Genomic DNA, 24,781 nt, shown 5'->3' on the forward strand with positions numbered 1-24,781 from the left:
CGCCGCCTCCGCAATGAGGCGCACCGCCCCAGTCCATTATGCCGGCGATACTGAAGCTTGCCGTGAGGATTCCATGACCGTGGCCCTGCAAACAGCCGAACAGGCTCCCGCCTCCGATCGCGCTCGCCGCGGTGGCCGTGCCGGCAAGCGCGCCGGCGGCTCGCAGGCGTTCGAACAGCCGCCGTTCCGGCAGCTGAAGATTCCGTTTGCACCGACAAGGCTGATTTCCGAAGACGAACTGGAATCGATCCACCTGGCATCGCTGCGGGTGCTGAAAGAGATTGGCGTCGACGTCCTGCACGACGAGGCGCGGCGCATCATGAAGGCGCATGGCGCCGATGTGCGTGACGGTTCGGAACGCGTGCGCTTCGATGCCGAAATGATCCTCGAGCTGATTTCACATGCGCCGGCCGAATTCACCCTGCATGCCCGCAATCCCGCGCACAATGTGCGTTTCGGCGGCAACAACCTCGTGCTGTCGCAGATGGCGTCGGCCCCCAACTGCTCCGACCTCGACCGTGGCCGTCGCCCTGGCAACCAGGCCGACTACCGCAATTTTCTCAAGCTCGCCCAGATGCACAACATTCTGAACACCACGGGCGGCTATCCGGTCGAGCCGGTGGATATCCATCCCTCGATCCGCCACCTCGAATGCATCCGCGACCTCGCCACCCTCACCGACAAGGTGTTCCACATCTATTCGCTCGGCAAGGAGCGCAACGTCGATGGCATCGAGATCACCCGCATCGCTCGCGGCATTTCCCGCGAACAGATGATGGAGGAACCCTCGGTCTACACCATCATCAACACCAACTCGCCGCTCAAACTCGACGTGCCGATGATGGAAGGCATCATCCAGATGTCGTCGATGGGCCAGGTGGTGATCGTCACCCCGTTCACGCTGTCCGGCGCCATGGCGCCCGTCACCATCGCCGGCGCGCTTGTGCAGCAGAACGCTGAAGCGCTCTCGGGCCTCGCCTTCACCCAGATGGTCAAGAAGGGCGCACCGGTCGGGTATGGCGGCTTCACCTCCAATGTCGACATGAAGTCAGGTGCGCCGGCCTTCGGCACGCCAGAATACATGAAGGCGCAGCTGATCGGCGGCCAACTCGCCCGCCGCTACAACATCCCCTATCGCACCTCGAATGTATGCGCCGCCAACGCGGTCGACGCACAGGCTGCCTATGAAAGCGTGTTTTCGCTGTGGGGTGCTATCCAGGGCGGCGCCAATTTCATTCTTCACGGCGCAGGCTGGCTCGAAGGAGGGCTGCGCTGCTCCTACGAGAAGATGATCCTCGACATCGACCTGTTGCAGATGGTGGCCGAGTTCCTGACGCCGCTCGACCTGTCGGAAGAGGCGCTCGCGATCGACGCCATTCGCGACGTCGGCCCCGGCGGGCACTTCTTCGGCACCCAGCACACCCAGGATCGCTACAAGAACGCCTTCTACTCCCCGATCATTTCCGACTGGCGGAATTTTGAGACATGGGCCGAGGCGGGCAGTCCCACAGCTGTTGAAAAAGCCAATCGCGTCTGGAAGGAGCGCCTCGCCACCTATGAGGAGCCGTGGATGGACCCAGCCATTCGCGAAGAGCTCAACGCCTTTGTCGACAAGCGCAAGGCCGAGGGCGGCGCGCCGACCGACTTCTGAGGAAATTTCCCATGCACAAACGAGAGATCAGCTCGCGCGACGCTCCGACTGTCACCACCGGATACGCGCAGGCGATCGAGGTGACCAATCATTCTAGAACACTCTTCATCAGCGGCCAGATTCCGGTGGCAAAGGACGGGTCCGTTCCCGCCGATTTCGAAAGCCAGTGTCGACTGGCGTGGAAGAACGTCGAGGCACAGCTGCACACTGCCGGCATGAACCTCGACAATCTGGTCAAGGTGACGACCTTCCTGTCTGACCGCGCCTTCAACCTCGACAACAGGCGCATTCGCAACGAGGTGATCGGCGAACGCAAGATCGCCCTTACAGTCATCATTACGGGCATTTTCGACGAATCCTGGCTGTTGGAGATCGAAGCCATCGCGGCGGCATGACCTGCCTCTCCGCCACCCTGATTCATTTTACGCGCAATTGGACATAACCTCATGAAATCCCATGTGAAAGCAGTTGTCATCGGCGGCGGCGTGGTGGGCTGCTCCGTCCTCTATCACCTCGCCCGCGCCGGCTGGACCGACGTCATGCTGATCGAGCGCTCGGAGCTGACTGCCGGGTCGTCTTGGCATGCCGCTGGCGGCTTCCACACGCTCAACGGCGACCCGAATGTCGCGAAACTTCAGGCCTACACGGTGCAGCTCTACAAAGAGCTGGAGGAGATTTCCGGCCAGTCCTGCTCGCTGCACCTGACCGGCGGCGTCATGCTTGCCGACAGCCCCGAGCGCATGGACTTCCTGCGCCTGGCGCATGCCAAGGGCCGCTATCTCGGCATGGACACCGAGCTGATCACGCCGTCCGAAGCCAAGAAGATGTTCCCGCTGATGGACGAAAAGCACTTCGTCGGCGCCATGTGGGACCCGGTCGAAGGCCATCTCGACCCTTCCGGCACCACGCACGCCTATGCCAAGGCGGCGAAGAAGCTCGGCGCCGAAATCGTGCTGCGCAATCCCGTCAAGGAACTGACGCAGGATGCCGACGGCACCTGGAACGTTATCACTGAGCAGGGGACCGTCAGGGCCGAGCACGTCGTCAACTGCGGTGGCCTGTGGGCACGCGAGGTCGGTCGCATGGTCGGCGTCGAGCTGCCGGTGCTCGCCATGGAACACATGTACCTGCTGACCGAACCGATGCCGGAGGTCGAGGCCTTCAACAAGGAAACCGGCCGCGAGATGATCGGCGTGCTCGATTTCAAGGGCGAGATCTACACGCGCCAGGAGCGCAACGGCATACTGCTCGGCACCTACGAGAAGGCCTGCAAGCCGTGGTCGCCGGTCAACACGCCCTGGGATTTCGGCCACGAATTGCTGGCGCCCGACCTCGACCGCATAGCGCCCTCGCTCGAGATCGGCTTCCAGCACTTCCCCGGCATCGCCAACGCCGGCATCAAGCAGGTCATCAACGGCCCCTTCACCTTCGCTCCCGACGGCAACCCGCTGGTTGGCCCTGTCCAGGGCCTGACCAATTTCTGGTGCGCCTGCGCTGTCATGGCCGGCTTCAGCCAGGGCGGCGGCGTCGGCCTCGCGCTGTCGAACTGGATGGTCCATGGCGATCCCGGCTTCGACGTCTGGGGCATGGACGTTGCTCGTTGGGGCGAATGGGCAAGCCTGCGCTATACCAACGCCAAGGTGCGCGAGAACTACTCGCGCCGCTTCTCGATCCGCTTCCCCAACGAAGAGCTCCCGGCCGCCAGGCCGGCGCAGACGACGCCGCTCTATGACACCATGGTCGCCAATAACGCCGTCATGGGCGACAGCTGGGGCCTGGAAACGCCGCTGTGGTTCGCGCCAAAGGGGACGGAGGCAAAGGACATCGTCTCCTTCCACCGTTCCAACGATTTCGAGCACATCGGCAACGAAGTTCGTGCGACGCGCGAACGCGTTGGCGTCACCGAGATCGCCAACTTCGCAAAATACGAAGTATCAGGCCCTGCTGTGGAGGATTTCCTCAACCGGCTGATGACCAACCGCATGCCGAAGAAGGGCCGCATCGTGCTGACGCCGATGCTGAACGAGTTCGGGCGGCTCATCGGCGACTTCACCATTGCCAAGACCGGTGACGACAAGTTCATGATCTGGGGCTCGTCGGCGGCTCAGAAATACCACATGCGCTGGTTCGAAAAGCACCTGCCCAAGGACGGTTCGGTGCGCATCCACCGCTTCGACCAGACGCTCGTCGGCCTCTCCATCGCCGGTCCGAAATCGCAGGAACTGCTCGCCAAGCTTGTCGACGTTGACGTGTCGAGCAAGGCTTTCCGCTTCATGGACTTCCGCGAGATGGCCGTCGGCGGCGCGCCCTGCATGGTCAACCGCATCACCTACACCGGCGATCTCGGCTACGAGATCTGGATGGCGCCGGCCTACCAGCGCCTGGTCTACAGGGCAATCAAGGAGGCAGGAGAGGAGTTCGGCATCATCGACTTCGGAATGCGCGCCCTGCTCTCCATGCGTCTCGAAAAGAACTTCCCTACCTGGTTCCGCGAGTTGCGGCCGATATACGGCCCGTTCGAAGGTGCGATGGACCGCTTCATCAAGCTCGAGAAGAACGACTTCATCGGCCGCGAGGCAGCGGCCAAGGAGCATGCCGAGGGGCCGAAGCTGCGCCGCGTCTCCTTCTATGTCGACGCGCTCGACGCCGACGTGATGGGCGACGAGCCGATCTGGGCCAAGGTCGGCGCCAACGATTTCGGCACGATCGAAAAGCCGCATGGCTACGGTGCGCCGCGCTTTGACGATACCGGCAAGGAAGTGCGCGGTTCCGACGCTGCCACCGGCGCATCCGCCGTGCGCGGCATCGTCGATGGCGACTGGCGCGTGGTCGGCTGGGTGACTTCGGGCGGCTACGCGCACTACGTCCAGAAGTCGATGGCGCAGGGCTATGTGCCGGCGGCACTTGCCGAGAACGAAGCCGACGGCCTGTTCGAGATCGAAATCCTCGGCAAACGCCGCCCTGCCCGCATCAACGTCGAGCCGCCGTTTGATCCCAGCGGCGAAAAGATGCGGGGGTAATGACCACGCGTTGCCCTCGATGATCGGCAATCACCCCCGTTCCGTCGCGCTGCGCGCGCCACCTCTCCCCCTGCCCGGGGGAGTGGAAAGGCGCTTCGTTCCGCTCGGCCGATTGGTTGGCAACCTGGCAGAGCACCCTCAACATGGAAATGGCGGACGCGACGGCTGCGGCAAGTCTTCCTCTCCCCCGTCGAACGGGGGAGAGGTGGTTTGCGCAGCAAACCGGAGCGGGGGTCGACCATTCCACGGTGACCTTCGATGACCACTGGCACCAATTTCGGCCGCCACCGCAAGATCATGCCGTTCGAGCCTGGCTCGGTGGAGCAACTCCGCGAACAGGCCAGAGAGAAGGCTGCCGGGCTCAACAGCAACGTGCTCGGCTACGGCGGGCAAGCCGAGTCCGAGTGGGCTGCAGCCGGCATCGCAGCACCCGATCTGCCCGCCATGCGCACATATCGCCTCGCGCGCATCCGCACCGAGCTCCGTCGGCGCGGCTATGCAGGGGCCTTGCTCTACGACCCCGTCAACATCCGCTACGCCACCGACAGCACCAACATGCAGCTGTGGGTTGCGCACAATCCGACGCGCCACTGTTTCGTCGCCACCGATGGACCGGTGGTGCTGTTCGACTATTTTTCCTGCGAACACCTCTCCGACCACTCCGGCGTCGTTGAGGAGGTCCGTCCGGCTGTGTCGTGGATGTATCTCTACAGCGGTGAACTGACCGCCTTGAAGGTCGAGCGCTGGGCGCGGGGCATCGCCGACGTGGTGCGCGAGCATGGCGGCGGCAAGAGCCGTATTGCCGTCGACCACCTCGACCATGAAGGCGTCGACGCCCTTGCCCGGCTCGGCATCTCGGTCGGCAATGGCGAGGCGGTGATGGAGAACGCCCGCCTGATCAAGTCGCCGGACGAAATCTTGTGCATGCGCCGCGCCATCGTTGCCTGCGAGGCGGCGATGGGCGAGATGGAGGCTGCACTTCGCCCGGGCATCTCCGAAAACGAGCTCTGGGCCGAACTGCACCGCGGAAACATTGCTCGTGGCGGCGAATGGATCGAGACCAGGCTTTTGTCGTCGGGACCGCGCACCAATCCGTGGTTCCAGGAATGCTCTTCGCGGACAATCGAAGCCGGCGATCTCGTTGCCTTCGACACCGACCTCATCGGCCCCCACGGCTTCTGCGCCGACCTGTCGCGCACCTGGCTGTGCGGCGACGGCGCGCCGACGGACGAGCAGCGCGAACTCTACCGCATCGCCGCCGACCAGATTACCCACAACACGGCCTTGCTCAAACCCGGCGTCGGCTTCCGCGAACTGGCCGAACGCTCGGCGGTGCCGCCACCCGACTGCTTTCCAGCACGTTATGGCGTGCTCTATCATGGCGTCGGCCTCGCCGACGAGTACCCTACCCTGCCCCACGTCTCGGACTGGACCGCGGACACGCCCGACGGCGTGCTGGAACCCGGGATGGTCGTCTGTGTCGAAAGCTACATCGGCCGCCTTGGCGGGCACGAGGGCGTGAAGATCGAGGAGCAGATCCTGATAACCGAAACCGGCAACGAGCAGCTGTCCAGCTACCCGCTCGACAGGCGCCTGCTCGGCCAATGAAAAACGCCGGGGCGAGCCCCGGCGTTTTTCCAATAGATCAGACTGAGGATCAGGCCTTCTGCGAGGCAGTCTTGGCCGTGGCCTCGTCGTCGGTTATCCGCGAAAAATAGTTCGCTACGAGCGCGCCCGAGATGTTGTGCCAGACGCTGAACACAGCGCTCGGCACCGCAGCCAGCGGCGAGAAATGCGCGTTGGCGAGCGCGGCACCCAGGCCGCTGTTCTGCATTCCGACCTCGATGGCGATCGCCTTGCGCTTGGCAAGCGACAGCCCAGCGGCGCGCGCCGCGAAATAGCCGAGCAGCAAGCCAAGTCCGTTGTGCAGGACCACGACAGCAAAGATCATCAGTCCGGACTGCGCGATGTTGGCCTTGTTCACTGCAACGACAGCCGAGACAATCAGGACGATGCCGGCGACGCTGACCAGCGGCAACATCGGCTCGGCGCCCTTGACCAGCTTCGGCGCCAGCTTCTGCAGGACGAAGCCGAGCGCCAGCGGCACGAGGATTACCTTCACGATCGACAGGAACATGCTCATGGCGTCGACCGGCAGGTACTGGCTGGCAAACATCCACGCCAGGAACGGCGTCATGATCGGCGCGAGCAGCGTGGTCACGCTGGTGCAGGCGACCGACAGGGCGACATCGCCCTTGCCGAGATAGGTCATGACGTTGCTGGCCGTGCCGCCCGGGCAGCAACCCACGAGGATGACGCCTGCCGCGACCTCCGGCGACATCGGGATCAGGCGGGTGAGCAGCACGGCAAGCAGCGGCATGATGAGGAACTGACCGGCAACGCCAATAGTGACATCGAACGGACGGCGCGCCACTTCGGCGAAATCCTTGGCCGAAATCGTCAGGCCCATGCCGAACATGATGATGCCGAGCAGCACCACGATCCATGGGGCAAAGATGCTGAAGGTCGACGGCAGCACGAAGCCTAGCACGGCAAACACGATCACCCAGATGGCGAAACTGCGACCGACGAAATTGGAAAATGCAGCAATGGTTTTCACGACAGGTCCTTGGGAGGATTCTTCTTGGGGAGGACTCTCGTCGGCAAACGCGACAGAAAGTTGCGCGCTTGTCTCGCCAATTAACGAATTGGCAACCCCAAACCACCCGTTGCGACCTTTTTGCAATGACGCAACGTCATGAATTCAGTGATATCACTAGTGAGCCTTAAGGACTTGTCGGCGTCGTCGCACCCTGTCGGGGCATGCCCGTCATCGGCGAGGAAAGTGCCGTGATATAGGGCAAGCCCTTGCGCTTGCCGGTCCAGCCGACCACCAGCACGCCCTTTGCAGCCGGCTCGAAACGTTGCGCCAGTGCCCAGCTCTGACAATCGATGGTGGCAACATCGGCACGGCCTTCCGCGATCGCGACGATCGATGCGCGATGGCCACCGCTTTCGATCCGTTCGGGAAAAAGCCGCAGCCCTTCGCCCATCGCGGCAAGATCGCGCGAAATGCCGATGAAGCCGGACATCGAATCGCGACTGTTGAAGGCGAACCGCTTGCCGCCGATCAGATCGAGCGGGATGAGTGGCGCATCGCCCTCTGGCGCGTGCGCATGGTCCGCGGTGACTACCCCGCGCCGGATGACAATGGCGCTTGAATAGAGTTCTCCCCGGCCGCCTTCAATGCCGTCATAACTTGGCTGGCCGATCACCCTGACATGAGCCGCCAGGCCTGTGGTTTCCATAGGACCCCAGCAGGTCTGGCCGAACAACAGCTTGGGGTGCCGCCACAACGTCGGCAAATCGAACTCGTCCGGCGGCAGCGTCGCTGGATCGGGTGCAATGACGCTGCCGGATGCATCGCGGATGCCGCCAGCAACGGGCGGCATGTCGCCGTTGCGCCTGACAAGGCTTTCGGGCGCGTCCAAGCCTGATTTGCGGATCGCCGTTCGCAGCTTGGCCCATTGCGCATCGACCTCGCCGCGCAATTCGGGCCAGTCATACATCGGCAATGCGGCGATGAAGTCGGTCATGATGTCATTTCAGGCTTGAATGCAGCAACTGGCAAGCGAAGGGAGAACTATTCCTTCGGCGGCTCCGCGGGCACAGGAGAAGTGCCAAGCCCGTTGACGTTGCGTGCCCTGACGCGCGGCACAAATGCCCTGCCCTGTTCTGGCGCACGGCGCAGTGCGGGATGGCAGACCGGTTCCTTGGCGCGGAATGCGTAGGCTTTGATCAAGGCGAAATAATTCGGGTAGGCGTAGCCCTTGTTCATCCTGAGCCACTCCTCGCGCCGGGAGCGAAACAGCGCCGGCAGCTTGTACCAGGCAACCGTCGGGCTCTTGTGATGCACGAAATGCAGGTTGTTGTTGAGGAACAGCAGCGACAAAGGCGAACGTTCGACGATCACCGTGCGCCCCTCCGGGTGCTCGGACCACTGATGCTCGGCAAAGGTCCGGATCGAAATCAGCGACTGGCCGAGCCAGACCGGAACCAGGATGTAGAGCCAGAGGGGAATACCGAAGCCAAGCTGGACGATCGGCACGATCACCAAGAGGCCGGCGCCATGCAACAGCCATGCCTTGCGGATCGCCTTGTCGCCGCCGATGACAGCCTTGGCATCGTCGATGAAGAAACCGACGCAAGCAAGTAGCGGCCCCAGCACGAAGCGACCTGCCATGGTGTTGTTGATCCGCAGCAAGAGCTTCATCGCCTCCGGCAGATCATTATGCTGCCACAGCGCGCGATAATAGCTTTCGGGATCGTCGAACGGATCGGTCAGGCGCTCGTCGGCGTGATGGCGCAGATGGATGGTCTTGAAGCGGCGGTATGGCCAGACAAGACCGATCGGCAATGAAACCAGCGCCTCGTTGATGCTCGCGTCGCGGGTCGGATGGCCATGCAGGACCTCGTGCACCAGCGACGACTGCAGCGCCACCGTCAGTGCCATCAAGGCAAGGGCAATCAACGGATAGTCCGGCCAGAGCAACATGCCGGACACGAACCAGGCACCGTAGCAGGCGAAAATGAGAAACACCGTCGGCCATTCGACCGCCGTGGTCGTAGCGCGTTTGTTTCCCCTCTTTGCCATGCTCTGCCTGCTGTCCTTCGATGCCTGGAACTCGATGATTCCTGACATAATGCTGTCAGTAGGCTTGCGTTTCTGCAACGAGACAATGCGCACAGATTGTTTACATTGCGCTTCTTAATCCGCAAATGTTATGTTTAGTGAACAATTGGCGACGTAGAACTATCTTGGGTGAACCGGGAACCAGACGTTCGCAAAAACCATTCCCCCTTTGGACAGGACATGGACAAGCGCGATTTATCCGAAGTGTTCAGGGAGCGTCTCAAGGCGCTGTTGCAACGCTCAGGCCTCAACCAGTCGGCGTTTGCCACATCGGTCGGCATCGACCGTTCGGCGCTATCGCAATTGCTGTCGGGGGCAACGATCCGCCTGCCGCGCGCCGAAACGCTGCTGACGATCGCCACCGCCCATAAGGTGTCGCTCGATTGGCTGCTCGGCCTCAGCCAGGACGAAGGCGTGACAGGCGAAATCCGCGAGAGCCTGGAGATCGAAGAGGCATCCGGCGGCTTCGAACGCACGCTGATTGCCAAATGGCATGCCGAGGCCGCCGGCACCAAGATTCGCTACGTGCCCGCAGGCATTCCCGATCTTCTGCGCACCGAAGCGCTGATCGACTACGAAGCCAACATCTCCAACAAAAACCGCGAGATCCAGGCCGGCGAGACGCAGTACCGCATCGACTACAACCGCAGACCCGAGACCGACATGGAGGTCTGCATGCCGCGCCATACCCTCGAGATTTTCGCGCGTGGGCTCGGCGTATGGTCTGGTTTTCCCGACACCGACCGCAAGCAGCAGCTGCGCCACATGGCCGACCTGCTCGACGACCTCTACCCGACATTCCGGCTGTTTCTCTATGACGGGCGCATGCGCTATTCCGTGCCCTATACGATCTTCGGCCATTCCCGCGCCGCGATCTATGTCGGCGACATGTATCTCGTGCTCTACGCCACCGAGCCGATCCGGACGCTGACCCGGCATTTCGACAACCTCATCCGTGCGGCCGACATCAACGCGCATGAGACGGCTGCGTTTGCGAGACGACTGGCAGTCGCGTCGTTTCCGGCCGGCTGGACCTAATCGCCAGGTTGAATTTGGCGTTCCAATGCGCCAGCGTGCACGCGCATTCCGAGGAAAACCGTGACAAGCCAGTATCGTATAGTGGTGCCAGCACAGTCTGGACGCTCCATCCGCGTCTCACGCGGCGACCTTGTTCGCATCATCGACCCCAAGGGCCAGCAGGTCGCCGACCTCTGGGCGTTCACCACCGACATGCGGGATTGGCTGAGCACGTCGAATACCCGCGACATCGGCGAGCGCCTGTTTCCGAAGGTCGGCGAGCACTTCTACGGAACGACAGGAGAGCCATTGCTGACGCTTGTCGAGGATGCCTCGCCGGGCCCGCACGACATGCTCTATCCCGCCTGCAATCATGCGCTTTATGTGCGCGCCGGGTTTCAGGATCATCCCAATTGCCAGGACAATTTGCACGCCGCCCTCGCTTCCGAAGGCCTTGCCCTGCCTTTCACGCCTGATCCGGTCGACCTGTTTCAAAACTCGCTTCCGCAGCCGGACGGCCGCATCGACGTGTTTGCCTCGATCAACCCGCCCGGCGGCAACGTCACTCTGCGCGCCGAACGGGACCTTGTGCTGGTCGTCACCGCATGTTCAGTCGACCACTATCCCACAAATGGCGGTATCTGTACGGAGATCGAGGTCGAGGTCACAACCGCGCGGTAGCGCCGTTCCTCGAATGCAATCATTGACTGGATATAAAGACTTCTTTATATCACCTTCCACTCTCCAGATATGAAAGTCGCTGCGATGACGACCAATCCGATCGATGCCCTGCTGGCCGAAAAGGGTGTGCTGCTTGCCGATGGCGCAACCGGCACCAATCTGTTCGCCATGGGCCTCGAAGCCGGCGAAGCGCCCGAGCTGTGGAACGAAAGCGCGCCGGAAAAGATCACGGCTCTGCACCAGAAGTTCGTCGAGGCCGGCGCCGACATCATCCTCACCAACTCGTTCGGCGGCACCCGTCACCGGCTCAAGCTCCACCACGCCCAGGACCGCGTGCACGCGCTCAACAAGCGTGCCGCCGAAATCGCGCGCGCCGTCGCCGACAAGGCCGATCGCCGCGTCATCGTCGCCGGCTCCGTCGGCCCGACCGGCGAGCTTCTGGTTCCGCTTGGCGCCATGACCTACGACGAGGCTGTCGACGCTTTTGCCGAACAGATCGAAGGCCTCAAGGCTGGCGGTGCTGAAGTCGCCTGGATCGAAACCATGTCGGCGCCGGACGAAATCCGCGCCGCCGCCGAGGCCGCCATTCGTGTTGGCCTGCCCTACACCTACACCGGCTCGTTCGACACCGCCGGACGTACCATGATGGGCCTGCTGCCCAAGGACATCCACGGCGTCGTCGACGGCCTTGCCGAAAATCCGCTCGGTGTTGGCGCCAATTGCGGCGTCGGCGCATCCGATATCCTTGCCTCGCTGCTCGACATGAGCGAAGCCAAGCCGGATGCCACCATCATCATCAAGGGGAATTGCGGCATCCCGGAATTCCGCGGCACCGAGATTCACTATTCGGGCACGCCTGAACTGATGTCAGACTATGTCCGCCTTGCGGTCGACGGCGGCGCGAAGATCATCGGTGGCTGCTGCGGCACCTCGTTCGAACATCTGGCGGCTATGCGCAAGGCGCTCGACGCCCACAAGAAGGATGTACGCCCGACGGTCGAGGCAATTGTCGAGCGCATCGGTCCGATGCGCAACAAGCTTGCGGCTCCGAACACCGCCGAAAGCAGCGAAGGCCGTCGCGAACGTCGTCGTGGCCGCGCCTGACGGGGCTTTTGCTTACACACTCTGACGAGCAACAAGGAAAAGCTCCCCTAAGATAGCGGGAGCTTTTTTACGGGCGTTGCCAGCCGACCTACAGGTCTTCGAGGTCGCGCCGCGCCTTCTTGAGAATTTCTCGGGCTTTTTCGGCCTGAGCCGCATTGAATGAACCGCCGCGCAGGCGGGTAAACAGTGCGAATTTCAAAGCCCTGAACTCTTCGCCTATTGCAACGCCGCCCACTTGCGCCGAAGCCTCGTCGATCTGCGCGTTAATCTTTTCGAGCTCGTCCGCATGCTCGGCCAGATAGGCCTGCCCCTGCCCGGTGATCGAATAGAGACGTTTGTTGCCATTGGCGACCGACGCGACGAGATCCGCCTCCTCCAGCATCTGCAGCATAGGATAAATCGCACCCGGGCTCGGGCTGTAAGCGCCCTGGAACTTGGCTTCCAGTGCCTTGATGATGTCGTAGCCATGGCGCGGCTCCTCGGCGATCAGGCCGAGCACGACCAGGCGCAGCGCGCCGGGATCGAACATGCGCGGCCCGCGACCGCCAAAAGGCCCACCGCGATGCCGTCCAAACGGACCGCCTCGGCCATGGCGTCCGCCTGCCCTGCTGCTGTCGTCGGACTGTCCGGACATCGACCAGCCACCGCCGCAGCGATTGTTGAAATGTGGGGTGAACATGTGAGTACCTCTCCAGGATTGTTGCTTCATGCATCCATATCTATTCAAAGATATATCTTTTGCAAGATACAACGTAATAATTTTCTCCGGGGCCTCCCACGGGGAATGCGAAAAGGCCGGCAAGGTTTCCCTCGCCGGCCTTTATCCGATGGTGCATGATCGAGGCGATCAGGCCGCCCCAGCCCCCCTGTTATTCGTTGTTTTCAGCGTAGATTGCGCGCGCTGACCTGAAGTCGGTTCCCGAACCTTCCGCCCGTTGCAACATCACTACCGCGTCCGACGTTCCAACATCGGAAAGCAGTTCCAGAGCATGGCGGAAGCGTTCGTTGTTGAGCGCCGACAAGGCAGTCCGGTGGGCATCTTCGACATCCTTGTCGACCTTGCGTGATCCACTGGCCTCGGCTTCCGCTACGCTGGAGATCGCAAAGAACTGCGCCGGCTTGGTCTGCACGTGGACATAGCTGCTGCGCGCAACCGGTTCCTGCAGCGAGGCGGCGGTGACAGATGTCTGTTGCGGCTTCGGCTCAACCCGGCCCTCTACAACCGGCACCAGCCTGTCGCTCAGGCGGACAACCTGACTATAGCTGGCGCCCGGACCGCCAATCAACATTCACTTCCCCTTGCGCAATTCACCCGACTTTAGCGTGGAAGGGTTGTGAAGCCCTTTCAATAAAAAATGGCATTTGATCGGAATTCCCGATAATACCTTAGAAACACTATGTTTTTCGGCTTTGCCATCGAGATGGCAAGTGCACGGCACCAGCCATCTCGCAAGCTTGAAGTCTTAGCGAGATATCGACTCGGCTAGCGCTTTGCATCCTCGAGCGCCGAAGCCAGACGCACCAGCGAAAGGAATTCGGCCCGGTATCCGAACGGATCGCTGCCCCGCGCAGCTGTCGCGATCTCGGTGATCTTGTCGAAGCCGAATTTCGCCGTCGTATCCTCATTGCGCAGCTTTTGGCCAAATGCCGCGACCGCGATCGAGAAGCGCTGGTCGGTACCGGCGCCATCAAAGCTTGCCACCTCGTTTGCCTTGGTCACAGGCGTGGACATCAGTTTGCTCGTGTCGTCGTCGGGTGCCTTGTAGCGGATCTTGACGAAGGCATACTCGTCGGCGTTCGAGACGCCACCGTTGCCGGCGGTTGCCTCCCCGTAGCGCAGGTCATCGATCTGCTGCGGTGCCCCCTTGGGCGTGATCTCGTAGATCGCCGTCACCGAGTGACCCGAACCGATCTCGCCCGCGTCGACACGGTCGTTGTTGAAATCCTCGCGGTTGAGCGCACGTGTTTCGTAGCCGATCAGGCGATATTCCGAGACCGCCTGCGGGTTGAACTCGACCTGGATCTTCACATCCTTGGCGATGGTGAACAGCGTCGAGGAAGCGTCCTCGACCAGTACCTTCTCCGCCTCGGCCAAGGTGTCGATATAGGCAGCCGTGCCATTGCCGTTCTGGGCGATGGTCTGCATCATCTGGTCGTTGAGGTTGCCGCGTCCGAAGCCGAACACCGACAGGAACACACCAGATTTGCGCTTCTCCTCTATCAGTCGCTTCAGATCCTCGTCGTCGCTCTGACCGACGTTGAAGTCACCATCGGTCGCCAGCATCACCCTGTTGACGCCGTCCTTGACGAAGGATTTCTGCGCCAGCCTGTAGGCCTCGCGGATACCCGCCTCGCCCGCCGTCGAGCCACCTGGTGTCAACGTGTCGATCGCCTGCAGGATCTTTGTGCGGTCCGATGCCTTGGTCGGTTCCAGCACAGTCCCGGCATCACCTGCATAAGTGACGATCGAGACGGTATCATCGGGGCTCAGCTTGTTGACCAGGAGCCGGAATGCCGAGCGCAACAGCGGCAGTTTGTCCGGCTCGTCCATCGAGCCGGAAACGTCGATCAGGAAGACCAGGTTGGCCTTGGGCTGTTCGACCGGCTTGACCTCGTAACCTTTTATGGCGACGTGCATCAGCTTGGTGTGTTCGTTCCACGGGGTCGGCATGACGCTGACCGTGGTGTTGAACGGCGTCGAAGCGTTGTCGGGCCCCTTCCAGTCATAGGGGAAGTAGTTGACCAACTCCTCGACACGCACGGTATCGGCCTGCGGCAGTACACCTTCCTTCAGCGAACGGCGAACGAAGGAATAAGACGCCGTATCGACATCTACCGAGAAAGTGGAGACCGGATCTTCCAGCACCGAGCGCACCGGATTGGCCTTGAATTCCTCGACCCGATCGCGGTTTTCAGCCTGCGGCATCGGAATGTCGGAAGGCGCGATCAAGCCTTGCAACTGGGTCGTCAGATCCGGTGCAGCCATTCGGCTCATCTGCGACGCAGCATCCGCAAGAGGCGCCGGCGCCGGCATCGCTGGCGCTGCCTCGTTCATGGCAACTGCCTCCTGGGTAGCAGCATCCGCTTCGGGCTTCGCCGCCTGCGACGCCAGTGGTTCGGGCGAGGCAACCTGGGCTACTTCCGCATCGGCTTTCTTCAGCGCGCTGGCCGGCGCTTCTTTTGCACGCCCGGAAGGCGTCTGCGCGATTTCCTTGTCCGCGCCAAAATTGAACGGGGTCCCCTCCATCAGATAGAATGTGGCGTAGCCGGCGATTGGCAGGGCCACCAGTCCGGCAAGGGCGGGTGCTGCGATCAGCTTCTTTTGCATGATGTCTCTCCAGAGCTTTTGCGCTCGCCCTGTGAGACGGTGCCCTTTCCCCGATCCTTGGGTGGCCGCCGGATTTTTTTCGAGGTCGTAGGCAGCCATGGCAGCAGCCAGCGCGCGCGCCTTGGCGTCAGCGCGCGGCAAAGGCAAAGATATGTTTCGGAGCATGTCGAGTTCGTTGTCGTCGACCATGGTCACTCTTCCCCGGCCGAGCGCATGAGCAGCTTCAGCCGTTTCTTCGCTTCATGGATGTGCCAGGACACCGTGGCCTCGGCGATGCCCATCGCATCGGCCGCCGCTGCGTGGCTCAGCCCCTCGCCGTATATGAGCAGGACCGCGTCGCGCTGCTTGTCAGGTAATCGGCGCACAGCTTCCCAGAGCCGTTCGGCTGGGTCTTCGGGCGCCAACGGGCCATGTCCCGAAACCAAGGCATGGACGCCGTAGGCAGCGGTCTTCGCCGTCTCCCGCGCCGACTTGCGCTGCATGTCACGCGCCGCGTTCAGCGTCATCGCATAGAGCCAGGTGGTGAAGGCTGCGCCCCCGCGATAGTCGCGAATGGCCCGGCCAAGGCGCGCGCAGACTTCCTGGGCGATATCCTCGGCATCCGACCTGTTGCCACACCAGCGCCAGGCGACGCGGTGGACGAATCCATAGTGCCTTTCGACCAGTTCGCCGAAAGCCGTCCTGTCGCCTTCGCGTGCTCGTCCGATCAGATCGCTATCGGAGGCTTCGCTTTCGTCCAGCATCATCGCCATCATTTGTCCGTTGGACGAAAGCTTTCTGGCAATCCTTGGGGTCGCGCGAAAATTTCTTCTAGACGGCCTGCCCGGCAACCCACCCCGACGACCAGGCCCACTGGAAATTGTAGCCGCCGAGCCAACCGGTGACGTCGACGACCTCGCCGATAAAGTACAGCCCAGGCACGGATTTGGCTTGCATCGTCTTTTGGTCGAGCACCCTGGTGTCGACACCGCCAAGCGTCACCTCGGCCGTGCGATAGCCTTCCGATCCGGCCGGTTTGATGCGCCAGGCGTTGACTGCCGCATCGACTGACTTGAGCTGCGTATCGGACAGATCGGCGAGGTTGCCGTCAAAGCCGGTGCGTTCGGCAATCGCTTGCGCCAGTTTCTTCGGCAGATGCGCGGCAAGCGCCGTTTGCACCGCCTGCCGTCCATTGGCGCGCTTGGCCTCGCGCAACAGGCCGGCCACGTCGGTACCTGGCAGCATAGAGATCGCGATCTCGTCACCCTCGCGCCAGTAAGAAGAAATCTGCAGGATCGACGGGCCGCTGATGCCACGGTGCGTAAACAGCATGGCTTCGGAGAAGCTCGTCTTGCCACAGGCGACGTCCGCATCGACGGCAATGCCGGCAAGTGGTGTCAGCTTCTGCAAGGTGTTGGCATCGAAGGTCAGCGGCACGAGAGCCGGGCGTGTTTCGACTACAGGCAATCCGAACTGCGACGCCAGTTCATATCCAAAGCCGGTCGCCCCCATCTTGGGGATCGACTTCCCGCCGCACGCCACCACCAATGACTTGCACGCCACCCGGCTGCCGGACAGAGCCAACTCAAACCCATCAGCGGTCTTGCTGACAGTTTCAACAGTGGTCGACAAGCGCAGTTCGACACCGTTGGCCTGCATTTCCTCGACCATCATGTCGATGATCTGGCGCGCCGAGCCATCGCAGAACAGCTGTCCGAGCGTCTTTTCGTGGTAGGCAATACCGTAGCGCTCGACGAGAGCGATGAAATTGCGCTGGGTGTAGCGGCTCAGCGCCGAGATGCAAAAATGCGGGTTCTGCGAGAGAAAATTCTTCGGACTCGCATGAATGTTGGTGAAGTTGCAGCGTCCACCGCCCGAGATGCGGATCTTTTCGCCTGGTGCACCTGCATGGTCGACGATCAGCACCGAACGGCCGCGCTTGCCTGCTTCGACGGCGCACATCATTCCCGCGGCGCCGGCGCCGATCACCACGACATCAAAAGACTGCATTTCGGATTGTTCCCGCTGGATCGCCAGCGCCTGCCCGGCGCGCGAACCCTGTTGGTCGGTCAAAGCTATTCCTGTGCCTGATAACCGAACCTGTCGGGATGGCAAAGTTGCAAAATTACGCCAGCGTTTCGGCAAAAAACGTCGTCAGGCGCTTCCAGTGCCGTTCAGCACCGGCCGCATCGTAGACGCCGTGATCTGAGACACACCAGCCGTGGCCCATGCCGACATAGTTTTCGAGGATGTGGTCGACACCGGCTGTGCGCAGGCTTTCGGCCAGGATTGCAGACTGTTCGGGCGGAAAGCTGCCGTCGACACCAGCTGTACCGACATAGACCCTGGCCTTGATCCTGCTCGCCTGGCGGTGCGGGCTGTCTGCCGCATCGCCAGCCAGATTGCCGCCATGAAAGCTGGCCGCAGCAACTATGCGCGCTGGATGCGCCGCAGCCGCGTTGAGCGCACGGCTGCCGCCCATGCAATAGCCTACCGTGCCGACGGGCCCGGTGACGCCTTCCGCTGCGAGTGCGTCGAGGAACGCACCGGTGTCGCGCGCGGTCATCTCTTGGGTCGTTGCCCCAATCAGCGCGCGCAGTTCCGCGCGGGTCTTTTCCACGACGAAGGCTGTTTTCGCGTCGAACGGCCCGTAGGCGCCACTGCGGTAGAACAGGTCAGGCACCAAAACGGCATAACCCTCGCCGGCAAGCCGTTCAGCCATCCGATCGAGTGCCGCGCGCGGCCCGAACGCATCCATGTAGAGAATGACGCCCGAACGCGCCTTTTCGGAGGTTCGGAACAGCCCGGCCCTAGCAACGCCGTCAGAGGTCTTGATAGCGATGTCGCGCTTGGTTGCCGTGGCCATGAACTGTCTCCGTTGCTGTTGCGGAAATACATAGGGACTTTGCCGGCTACAGCAACATCACCATGACGAGAACAGTTTGGGAGTAGTCAATCCTGGATCCGAACCGTCCTGGCGCTAACGTGCAGCGCGCGCCCTGCACCAAGCCCCATGACGGCAACGCCAATGCCGAGTCCCACGAACAGGAATGCCGACGCCGAGAAACTGCCCGTCCAGCCCCTGATCAAACCAACCAGAAGCGGGCCGAATGCAGCGAGCACATAGCCGACGCCTTGCGCCATGCCCGACAGATGCGCCGCAACATGCGAATCCGGCGAGCGCAGCACGATCAGCGTCATGGCCGCCGCAATCAGGCCGCCCTGTCCGATGCCCTGCAGGATTGCCCAGAAAAGCACGGTCGACGTCGGCGCAAACAAGATCCCCAGCAAGGCGACCACGGCAGCAACGACGAGCGCGACATTGACGCCGCGCTGGTCTTTGCGGCGAACGGCAAATGACGGCACCGCAAGGCAGGTCACCACCTGCGCCATGACCGACACCGAAACAATGGCGCCCGCTGTAGCGGCGTCGAAACCGCGCTCCCGCAGGATCGGAGCTAGCCAGCCGAAGACGCAATAGGCAAGCGCGGATTGCAATCCCATGAACAGTGTCACTTGCCAGGCCAGGCGATCGCGCCACAGCCCAACCACGCGAAAACCGCTATGGCTAGCCTGTTGCCGGCGCCCCAGAGCCTGAGGCGTCCAGATCAGCAATACGATCAGGACGGGCACCGCCCAGGCGGCAAGCGCACCCGACCACGAGCCCGTGAACAGATGTTCGATCGGCAGCGTAAGGCCGGCTGCGGCTGCCGAGCCTGCGCACAGGGCCATGGTGTAGAGCCCTGTCATCATCGCAGCCTTGTTGGCGAAATCGCGCTTCACCAACCCCGGCAGAAGTACGTTGCCGATGGCGATGGCAGCTCCGGCGAGAAAAGTGGCAACGAAAAGTAGCGGAACGGAGCCGAACCATCGCAACCCAGTCCCCAGAGCCAGCAAGGCAAGCGCGCCAAGCAGCGTGCGTTCGGCACCGAAGCGCTGGGCCAGTTTCGGCGCAAAAGGCGCAAACAGCCCCAGGCACAACACGGGCAACGTCGTCAGCAGGCTCGCGCCTATGGTCGAAAGACCGGTTTCCTTCATCACCTCCGGCAACAGCACCGACAGGCTCGAAAACAGCGGCCTGAGGTTGAATGCGATCAGCACAAGGCTCGCGCCAAGAACGATCTGGGCTGAGCGACTGCGCAGCACCGGCGGCTGCGGCTTTGGCAGGCTGTCTGCCTCGGCATCGATGAGTTGTTCGTCGAGACCGGCGACAGTCCCGAGCTGCTGGCGTAAAGTCTGGTTCATTGAATAAGCAGTCTTTCGAGTTCGAAAAGCACCGGCGCCATGAAAGCGCGGACGGCGGCAACCGCGCCGTCGGGATCGCTGGCAGCGATGGCATCGATGATATCGGCATGGGCCTGATGGTCCGGCTCGGGCAGATCACCACCTAGCGTAGCTTGGATGGTCTCCGAGATGGAGGCCGTGAAGAAGTCGTAGATATCCATGATCGCCCGGTTGCCGGACGCCGCGACGATCGATTTGTGGAAGGCGATGTCGCGTCGGATGAAAGCCTCGCGGCCGCCATCGGCGACCGTGCCGCGCGCGGCAAGCAATTGGCGCATGCGGTCGAGATCGTCGGTGCTGTGGCGCAGGGCGGCTAGCCGCGCGGCCTCGACATCGAGTGCTGCCCGCGCCTCCCACTGATCTCGCAATCCGGCTCGCTTGACCCGGTCGAGGGCGGCCGAAGGATCGACAGCGGAGCGCACATATGTGCCCGAGCCCTGCCGTGTGTCCAGCAGGCCCTGCGATACAAGCATCCTTACCGCTTCGCGCACCGTACCGCGGCTCACCGACAAGAGATCGCTGAGCGCCGCTTCGTTGGGAATGCGCTCGGCCACCGCCCAGCGGCCGCTGACGATCTCAGCACGCAGGCTGTCGGCGGCACTGTCGGCAAGATTGGTTCGGAGGGCAGGCTGCATGACGTCAACTCATCAAGTCATCAGATGACTTTGGCAATAGGCCCGCTACCGTCTGCCGTCAATGCGTCGATTGGGACAGGTCGCAGGAGAAGAGGATGCCAGGTTCGCTGCCGCCGAACCTCGATCAGCCGAGCCCGGCAAAACTTGCCATGTGAAAGGTCTGTACTTCTGACGGATAGCGATAGTCGGTGCCAAATGGACAGGCGTTGCGATCGAGACAGCCGCCGGTGCGGCATGGCGCACCGTTGGGCCCACGCACATGGCCGAGGCAGTCCTCATAGGCAAAGCCGACAGGCGAGTAGGCATCGGCCGGACACGCTTTCATGCAAGGTTTTCGGTCACATGCATCGCAAAGATGAATCGATTTCTGAGGAGTTCCGATTTCAATGTCGAAATCGAACAGCAGGGCGCCGCGATAGGCATGCCACAGGCCGTATTCCGGATGCATAAGAATGCCGAGCGGCGACGGCATGAGGCCTTCCGCGCGCATCGCCCATTGCTGGAACGGTAGATAGGGCGTGTCTGAAGGCGACACAGCGCGCGCGCCAAATGACATCGCCACCTCGCCGATGACTTCGCGCGACCATGTATCGAGTGGATTTTTCAGATTGTCCGGCTGGCGCACGCGCCAGCGCAAGAAGTGCGGCCAGGGTGCGGCCCCTGCCTGGCCGACCAGCAGGACCGATTTGGCGCGGTCGCCAAACCGTCCTGGCGGCGCGTCGTCCCGCTCGTCGAAACTGAAGCCGCCGCGCTGGATGAGGCCATGTTCATCCAACGCAGCGGCAACATCGTCAGGCACGAGCGACGACAAAAATCACCTCTTGCCCGGATCGGAGAATGCGCTCCGCCAGACTTCCTTGTGAATGATGTTGGCGACTTTAGCCCCGCCTGAAACGGGCTCCTTTCACGTGAAGGCGTCGGGCATCGACGCCTTCTTGGCCGCGATGAAGTCCTTGAGGCCGTCGTCGATGCTTGGATCGAGATACGGCGCTTCGTAGCTTTCGAGCCAGCGGCGGGCGAGTTCGTTGGCTCGCTGCGGTGCCGTCTTCTGCCCCTCGGCCAGCCACTGCTCGTAGGAATTGTTGTCGGCGATGCTGGAGCGGTAGAACGCCGTCTGGAAATTCGCCTGGGTGTGATCGCAACCAAGATAATGGCTTCCCGGCCCGACCTGCCGGATGGCATCCATGGCCTGACCGTTCTCCGACAGGTCGACGCCCTCGGTAAACTTCTGCTGCATGCCCAGTTGGTCGATATCCATCATGAACTTTTCGTAGCAGGAGGCGAGACCGCCTTCGAGCCAGCCGGCCGAGTGCAGGACGAAATTCGTGCCGGCCAGGATAGTCGAGTTCAGCGTGTTGGCGCTTTCGTAGGCCGCTTGCGCATCCGGAACCTTGGAAGCGCAGAGCGAACCGCCGGTGCGGAACGGCAGACCAAGCCGACGCGCCAGCTGAGCGGCACCGTAAGACACCAGCGACGGCTCTGGCGTGCCGAAGGTCGGCGCGCCCGACTGCATCGAGATCGACGAGGCGAAAGTGCCGAACAACACCGGTGCGCCCGGCTTGATCAGCTGGGTGAAGGACGCGCCAGCCAGAACTTCGGCCAGAACCTGGGTCAGTGTACCGGCAACAGTTACCGGGCTCATCGCGCCGGCAAGGATGAACGGCGTGACGATGCAGGCCTGATTGTGGCGCGCATAGACCTTGAGCGCACCCAGCATGGTCTCATCGAACACCATCGGCGAGTTGGCGTTGATCAGGCTGGTCAGAACGGTGTTGTTCTCAACGAAATCATCGCCGAAGACGATCTTGGCCATCGCGATCGTGTCTTCCGCGCGCTCGGGCGCGGTCACCGAACCCATGAACGGTTTGTCGGAATATTTGATGTGCGCATAGATCATGTCGAGGTGGCGTTTGTTGACCGGTACGTCGACAGGCTCGCACACAGTGCCGCCCGAATGGTGGATCGAGGGCGCCATGTAGGACAGCTTCACGAAATTGCGGAAATCCTCGATTGTCGCGTAGCGCCTGTTGCCGTCGAGGTCGCGCACGAAAGGCGGGCCGTAGACTGGGGCAAAGACCGTCGCATTGCCGCCGATCTGCACCGAGCGCTCGGAATTGCGGGCATGCTGCGTATAGATGGACGGCGCGGTCTTGAGCAGCGAGCGGCACAGTCCCTTGGGGAAGTGCACCCGCTCGCCCTTCACGTCGCAGCCGGCCTCTTTCCACAGCTGCAGCGCTTCGGCGTCGTCGCGAAACTCGATGCCGATCTCCTCGAGCACGGTGTCGGCGTTCTTTTCGATGAGCGCCAGCCCTTCCTCGTTGAGGACCTCGTAAACGTTGATCTGGCGCTTGATGTAGGTGAGCTGGGTGCCGGGGCCGCCGCCTGACCGCGCCGCACGTCTTGCCGCTGCTCCGCCGCTTGCACCGCGCCCGCGCCGCGCGCTCGACGCTTCCTGATCGGTCACGAGGTTTTCTGTCATCGCCGTCATCCCTGAAACACGTTTGGCCGCCGGTCGCGGCTCCTCGTCGGATCGTAGTCATGCACCCATATCGAAACGGCCCGCCAGCGCCAACGCCTGTCGCAAAATCGACAAGCAAGTCGACAAGTTATCAGTCGCTTTCGTTTTGCAGGAGGTCGCAAATCAGCTATGGATTTGCTGCACTTGCAAGCTAGGTATAGCGCAGTAGCCGACCGCCACATTCTGGCGCCGCCCCGAGGGAGCCTCCGAAGATGTCCGACGACGAAATCATCCTGTCCGAGCTTTCCGACGACGAACTCGTGCAGCAGATGCACGACGACCTTTATGACGGGCTCAAGGAAGAGATCGAGGAAGGCACCAACATCCTGCTCGAGCGCGGCTGGGCGCCCTACAAGGTGCTGACCGAGGCCCTGGTGGAGGGCATGCGCATCGTCGGCGAAGATTTCCGCGACGGCATCCTGTTTGTTCCCGAGGTGCTGTTGTCTGCAAACGCCATGAAGGCCGGCATGTTCATCCTGCGACCGCTGCTTGCAGCCACCGGCGCGCCCAAGCAGGGCAAAATGGTGATCGGCACCGTCAAGGGTGACATCCACGACATCGGCAAGAACCTTGTCGGCATGATGATGGAAGGTGCCGGCTTCGACGTCATCGACCTCGGCATCAACAACCCGGTTGAGAATTATCTCAACGCCATCGAGGAACATCAGCCCGACATCATCGGCATGTCGGCGCTTCTGACCACGACTATGCCCTACATGAAAGTCGTCATCGACACGATGAAGGAAAAGGGCATCCGCGACGACTTTGTCGTGCTCGTCGGCGGTGCGCCGCTCAACGAGGAATTCGGCAAGGCTGTCGGCGCCGACGCCTATTGCCGCGACGCGGCGGTGGCTGTCGAAACGGCCAAGGACTATATGAAGCGCAAGCACAATCTGCGCGCCTCGGCCTGACATGGAAGGGCCGCACCTTGCAATGCGGCCCATCATGCCAGTCTGAACTTTGGGGCGGCGTGGCCCTTAGCGGACTGTGTCCTCGACAGCGTTTACCGTGCTCTTGACGTCCTTGCCGGCGCCTCGAACGGTATTGGCGCAGGCCGATAGTGCGAGAGCACAGGCAACGGCGGCGATCGGTACAAGACGCGACAGTTTCATTGATGGTATCTCCCTCATCGTGTTTGCAATATTTGCCTATCTGGAACGAAAACCGGCTAAACTGGTTCCATGACCGCGCAGCAAAAGCAAAAACACAGTCCAAGCGAGAGATCGCCGGGCGATAAATTGCTCGTCATCGGCTGTGGCATGATCGCGCGCGAAATTCTGGCGGTTAAGCAACAGCTCGGGCTCGATCACCTCGAACTAACCTGCTTGCCGGCTGACTACCATTTCCGCCCCGACCGGATCGCCCCCGCCATGGACAAGGCGATTACGGAAGCAAAGGCGCAAGGCTACCGCCACATCTATGTCGGCTACGCCGATTGTGGCACCGGCGGCCTGCTCGACCGTGTCTGCGAGAAACACGGCGTCGAGCGCATTGCCGGTCCGCACTGCTTCGCCTTCTATCAGGGCGCCGCCGCCTATGCCGAAGTCGGCGAGGCCGACATGATGTCGTTTTACATGACCGACTTCTTGTGCCGGCAGTTCGAGGCCTTTTTCATCAAGCCCCTTGGCCTCGACCGGCATCCGGAACTGGTGACCGATTATTTCGGCAACTATGAAAAGCTGATCTATCTCGCCCAGACAAACGACCCCGCTCTCGACAAGGTCGCCGAAGATGCGGCGATCATGCTTGGCCTCGTCTATGAGCGTCGCGCAACAGGTTATGGCGACCTGCCCCAGGCTCTTGCCAATGCCGCTGCCGCTGCGGCAGATCATTAAAGCGCCCGATTCCTCCCCTGAGGTCCGGCCATTCAG

Annotated in this window: 23 protein-coding genes; 9 read left to right on the forward strand and 14 right to left on the reverse strand. The window is 62.0% G+C overall.

Annotation, left to right across the window (positions count from 1 at the left end):
- Window positions 1–73: 73 nt before the first annotated feature.
- The 4 genes from C8K44_RS13545 (at window position 74) to C8K44_RS13560 (ending at window position 6,279) form a co-directional block, all read left to right on the forward strand.
- Window positions 74–1,651, forward strand: coding sequence for a trimethylamine methyltransferase family protein (locus C8K44_RS13545; protein ID WP_109576320.1), 1,578 nt, complete (start codon window positions 74–76; stop codon window positions 1,649–1,651).
- Between the two features lie 11 nt (window positions 1,652–1,662).
- Window positions 1,663–2,046, forward strand: a complete 384-nt coding sequence (locus C8K44_RS13550) for a RidA family protein (protein ID WP_109576321.1) — start codon at window positions 1,663–1,665, stop codon at window positions 2,044–2,046.
- 51 nt (window positions 2,047–2,097) lie between these two features.
- On the forward strand, window positions 2,098–4,671 hold the full coding sequence (locus C8K44_RS13555; RefSeq protein WP_109576322.1) for an FAD-dependent oxidoreductase: 2,574 nt from the start codon (window positions 2,098–2,100) through the stop codon (window positions 4,669–4,671).
- 258 nt (window positions 4,672–4,929) lie between these two features.
- A complete protein-coding gene (locus C8K44_RS13560) occupies window positions 4,930–6,279 on the forward strand; it encodes a Xaa-Pro peptidase family protein (RefSeq protein WP_109576323.1) in 1,350 nt (449 codons plus the stop codon).
- A 49-nt stretch (window positions 6,280–6,328) separates the two neighbouring features.
- Here C8K44_RS13560 and C8K44_RS13565 read toward each other — a convergent pair whose 3' ends face one another.
- From C8K44_RS13565 to C8K44_RS13575, 3 genes are all read right to left on the reverse strand, one after another.
- Complete coding sequence (locus C8K44_RS13565; RefSeq protein WP_109576324.1) at window positions 6,329–7,291, reverse strand: bile acid:sodium symporter family protein; 963 nt, start codon at window positions 7,289–7,291, stop codon at window positions 6,329–6,331.
- 166 nt (window positions 7,292–7,457) lie between these two features.
- A complete protein-coding gene (locus C8K44_RS13570; RefSeq protein WP_109576325.1) occupies window positions 7,458–8,267 on the reverse strand; it encodes a PhnD/SsuA/transferrin family substrate-binding protein in 810 nt (269 codons plus the stop codon).
- A gap of 47 nt (window positions 8,268–8,314) precedes the next feature.
- The gene (locus C8K44_RS13575) at window positions 8,315–9,325 is read right to left on the reverse strand and encodes a fatty acid desaturase (protein WP_109576447.1); all 1,011 of its coding nucleotides are present in this window, start codon (window positions 9,323–9,325) and stop codon (window positions 8,315–8,317) included.
- A gap of 219 nt (window positions 9,326–9,544) precedes the next feature.
- Between C8K44_RS13575 and C8K44_RS13580 the strand changes: the two genes are divergently transcribed.
- From C8K44_RS13580 to bmt, 3 genes are all read left to right on the forward strand, one after another.
- A complete protein-coding gene (locus tag C8K44_RS13580; protein ID WP_109576326.1) occupies window positions 9,545–10,402 on the forward strand; it encodes a helix-turn-helix domain-containing protein in 858 nt (285 codons plus the stop codon).
- A 60-nt stretch (window positions 10,403–10,462) separates the two neighbouring features.
- Window positions 10,463–11,062 (forward strand): urea carboxylase-associated family protein, encoded by a 600-nt coding sequence (locus tag C8K44_RS13585; RefSeq protein ID WP_245417476.1) that lies wholly within the window; start codon window positions 10,463–10,465, stop codon window positions 11,060–11,062.
- Between the two features lie 84 nt (window positions 11,063–11,146).
- Window positions 11,147–12,166: a betaine--homocysteine S-methyltransferase gene (gene bmt / locus C8K44_RS13590; RefSeq protein WP_199227088.1), complete on the forward strand. Its 1,020-nt coding sequence runs from the start codon at window positions 11,147–11,149 to the stop codon at window positions 12,164–12,166.
- An 88-nt stretch (window positions 12,167–12,254) separates the two neighbouring features.
- Here bmt and C8K44_RS13595 read toward each other — a convergent pair whose 3' ends face one another.
- From C8K44_RS13595 to C8K44_RS13640, 10 genes are all read right to left on the reverse strand, one after another.
- The gene (locus C8K44_RS13595) at window positions 12,255–12,845 is read right to left on the reverse strand and encodes a PadR family transcriptional regulator (protein WP_109576328.1); all 591 of its coding nucleotides are present in this window, start codon (window positions 12,843–12,845) and stop codon (window positions 12,255–12,257) included.
- 190 nt (window positions 12,846–13,035) lie between these two features.
- Window positions 13,036–13,455: a hypothetical protein gene (locus C8K44_RS13600; protein ID WP_109576329.1), complete on the reverse strand. Its 420-nt coding sequence runs from the start codon at window positions 13,453–13,455 to the stop codon at window positions 13,036–13,038.
- 194 nt (window positions 13,456–13,649) lie between these two features.
- Complete coding sequence (locus tag C8K44_RS13605) at window positions 13,650–15,683, reverse strand: VWA domain-containing protein (protein WP_109576330.1); 2,034 nt, start codon at window positions 15,681–15,683, stop codon at window positions 13,650–13,652.
- A gap of 2 nt (window positions 15,684–15,685) precedes the next feature.
- Window positions 15,686–16,246, reverse strand: coding sequence for an RNA polymerase sigma factor (locus C8K44_RS13610; protein ID WP_109576449.1), 561 nt, complete (start codon window positions 16,244–16,246; stop codon window positions 15,686–15,688).
- Window positions 16,247–16,304: 58 nt separating this feature from the next.
- Window positions 16,305–17,483 carry an NAD(P)/FAD-dependent oxidoreductase gene (locus C8K44_RS13615; RefSeq protein ID WP_109576450.1) on the reverse strand — a complete coding sequence of 393 codons (1,179 nt, stop codon included), beginning with the start codon at window positions 17,481–17,483 and terminating at the stop codon, window positions 16,305–16,307.
- A gap of 115 nt (window positions 17,484–17,598) precedes the next feature.
- On the reverse strand, window positions 17,599–18,339 hold the full coding sequence (locus tag C8K44_RS13620; protein WP_109576331.1) for a dienelactone hydrolase family protein: 741 nt from the start codon (window positions 18,337–18,339) through the stop codon (window positions 17,599–17,601).
- Between the two features lie 86 nt (window positions 18,340–18,425).
- On the reverse strand, window positions 18,426–19,718 hold the full coding sequence (locus tag C8K44_RS13625; protein WP_109576332.1) for an MFS transporter: 1,293 nt from the start codon (window positions 19,716–19,718) through the stop codon (window positions 18,426–18,428).
- A complete protein-coding gene (locus C8K44_RS13630) occupies window positions 19,715–20,392 on the reverse strand; it encodes a FadR/GntR family transcriptional regulator (RefSeq protein ID WP_109576333.1) in 678 nt (225 codons plus the stop codon). Before C8K44_RS13630 ends, C8K44_RS13625 begins: the two co-directional genes overlap by 4 nt.
- A 124-nt stretch (window positions 20,393–20,516) precedes the next feature.
- The gene (locus C8K44_RS13635; protein ID WP_109576334.1) at window positions 20,517–21,203 is read right to left on the reverse strand and encodes a 4Fe-4S dicluster domain-containing protein; all 687 of its coding nucleotides are present in this window, start codon (window positions 21,201–21,203) and stop codon (window positions 20,517–20,519) included.
- 93 nt (window positions 21,204–21,296) lie between these two features.
- Window positions 21,297–22,871 (reverse strand): trimethylamine methyltransferase family protein, encoded by a 1,575-nt coding sequence (locus tag C8K44_RS13640; protein ID WP_109576451.1) that lies wholly within the window; start codon window positions 22,869–22,871, stop codon window positions 21,297–21,299.
- A 251-nt stretch (window positions 22,872–23,122) separates the two neighbouring features.
- On the opposite strand from C8K44_RS13640, the gene C8K44_RS13645 reads away from it, so the two are divergent.
- The gene (locus tag C8K44_RS13645) at window positions 23,123–23,821 is read left to right on the forward strand and encodes a B12-binding domain-containing protein (protein WP_109576335.1); all 699 of its coding nucleotides are present in this window, start codon (window positions 23,123–23,125) and stop codon (window positions 23,819–23,821) included.
- 66 nt (window positions 23,822–23,887) lie between these two features.
- On the opposite strand, the gene C8K44_RS13650 is transcribed toward C8K44_RS13645, so the two are convergent.
- Window positions 23,888–24,022, reverse strand: a complete 135-nt coding sequence (locus C8K44_RS13650) for an entericidin A/B family lipoprotein (RefSeq protein ID WP_109576336.1) — start codon at window positions 24,020–24,022, stop codon at window positions 23,888–23,890.
- Between the two features lie 147 nt (window positions 24,023–24,169).
- On the opposite strand from C8K44_RS13650, the gene C8K44_RS13655 reads away from it, so the two are divergent.
- On the forward strand, window positions 24,170–24,745 hold the full coding sequence (locus C8K44_RS13655; RefSeq protein ID WP_245417477.1) for a DUF1638 domain-containing protein: 576 nt from the start codon (window positions 24,170–24,172) through the stop codon (window positions 24,743–24,745).
- Window positions 24,746–24,781 lie beyond the last annotated feature (36 nt).

The sequence above is a fragment of the Aminobacter sp. AP02 genome (assembly GCF_003148805.1).
GTDB lineage: Bacteria > Pseudomonadota > Alphaproteobacteria > Rhizobiales > Rhizobiaceae > Aminobacter.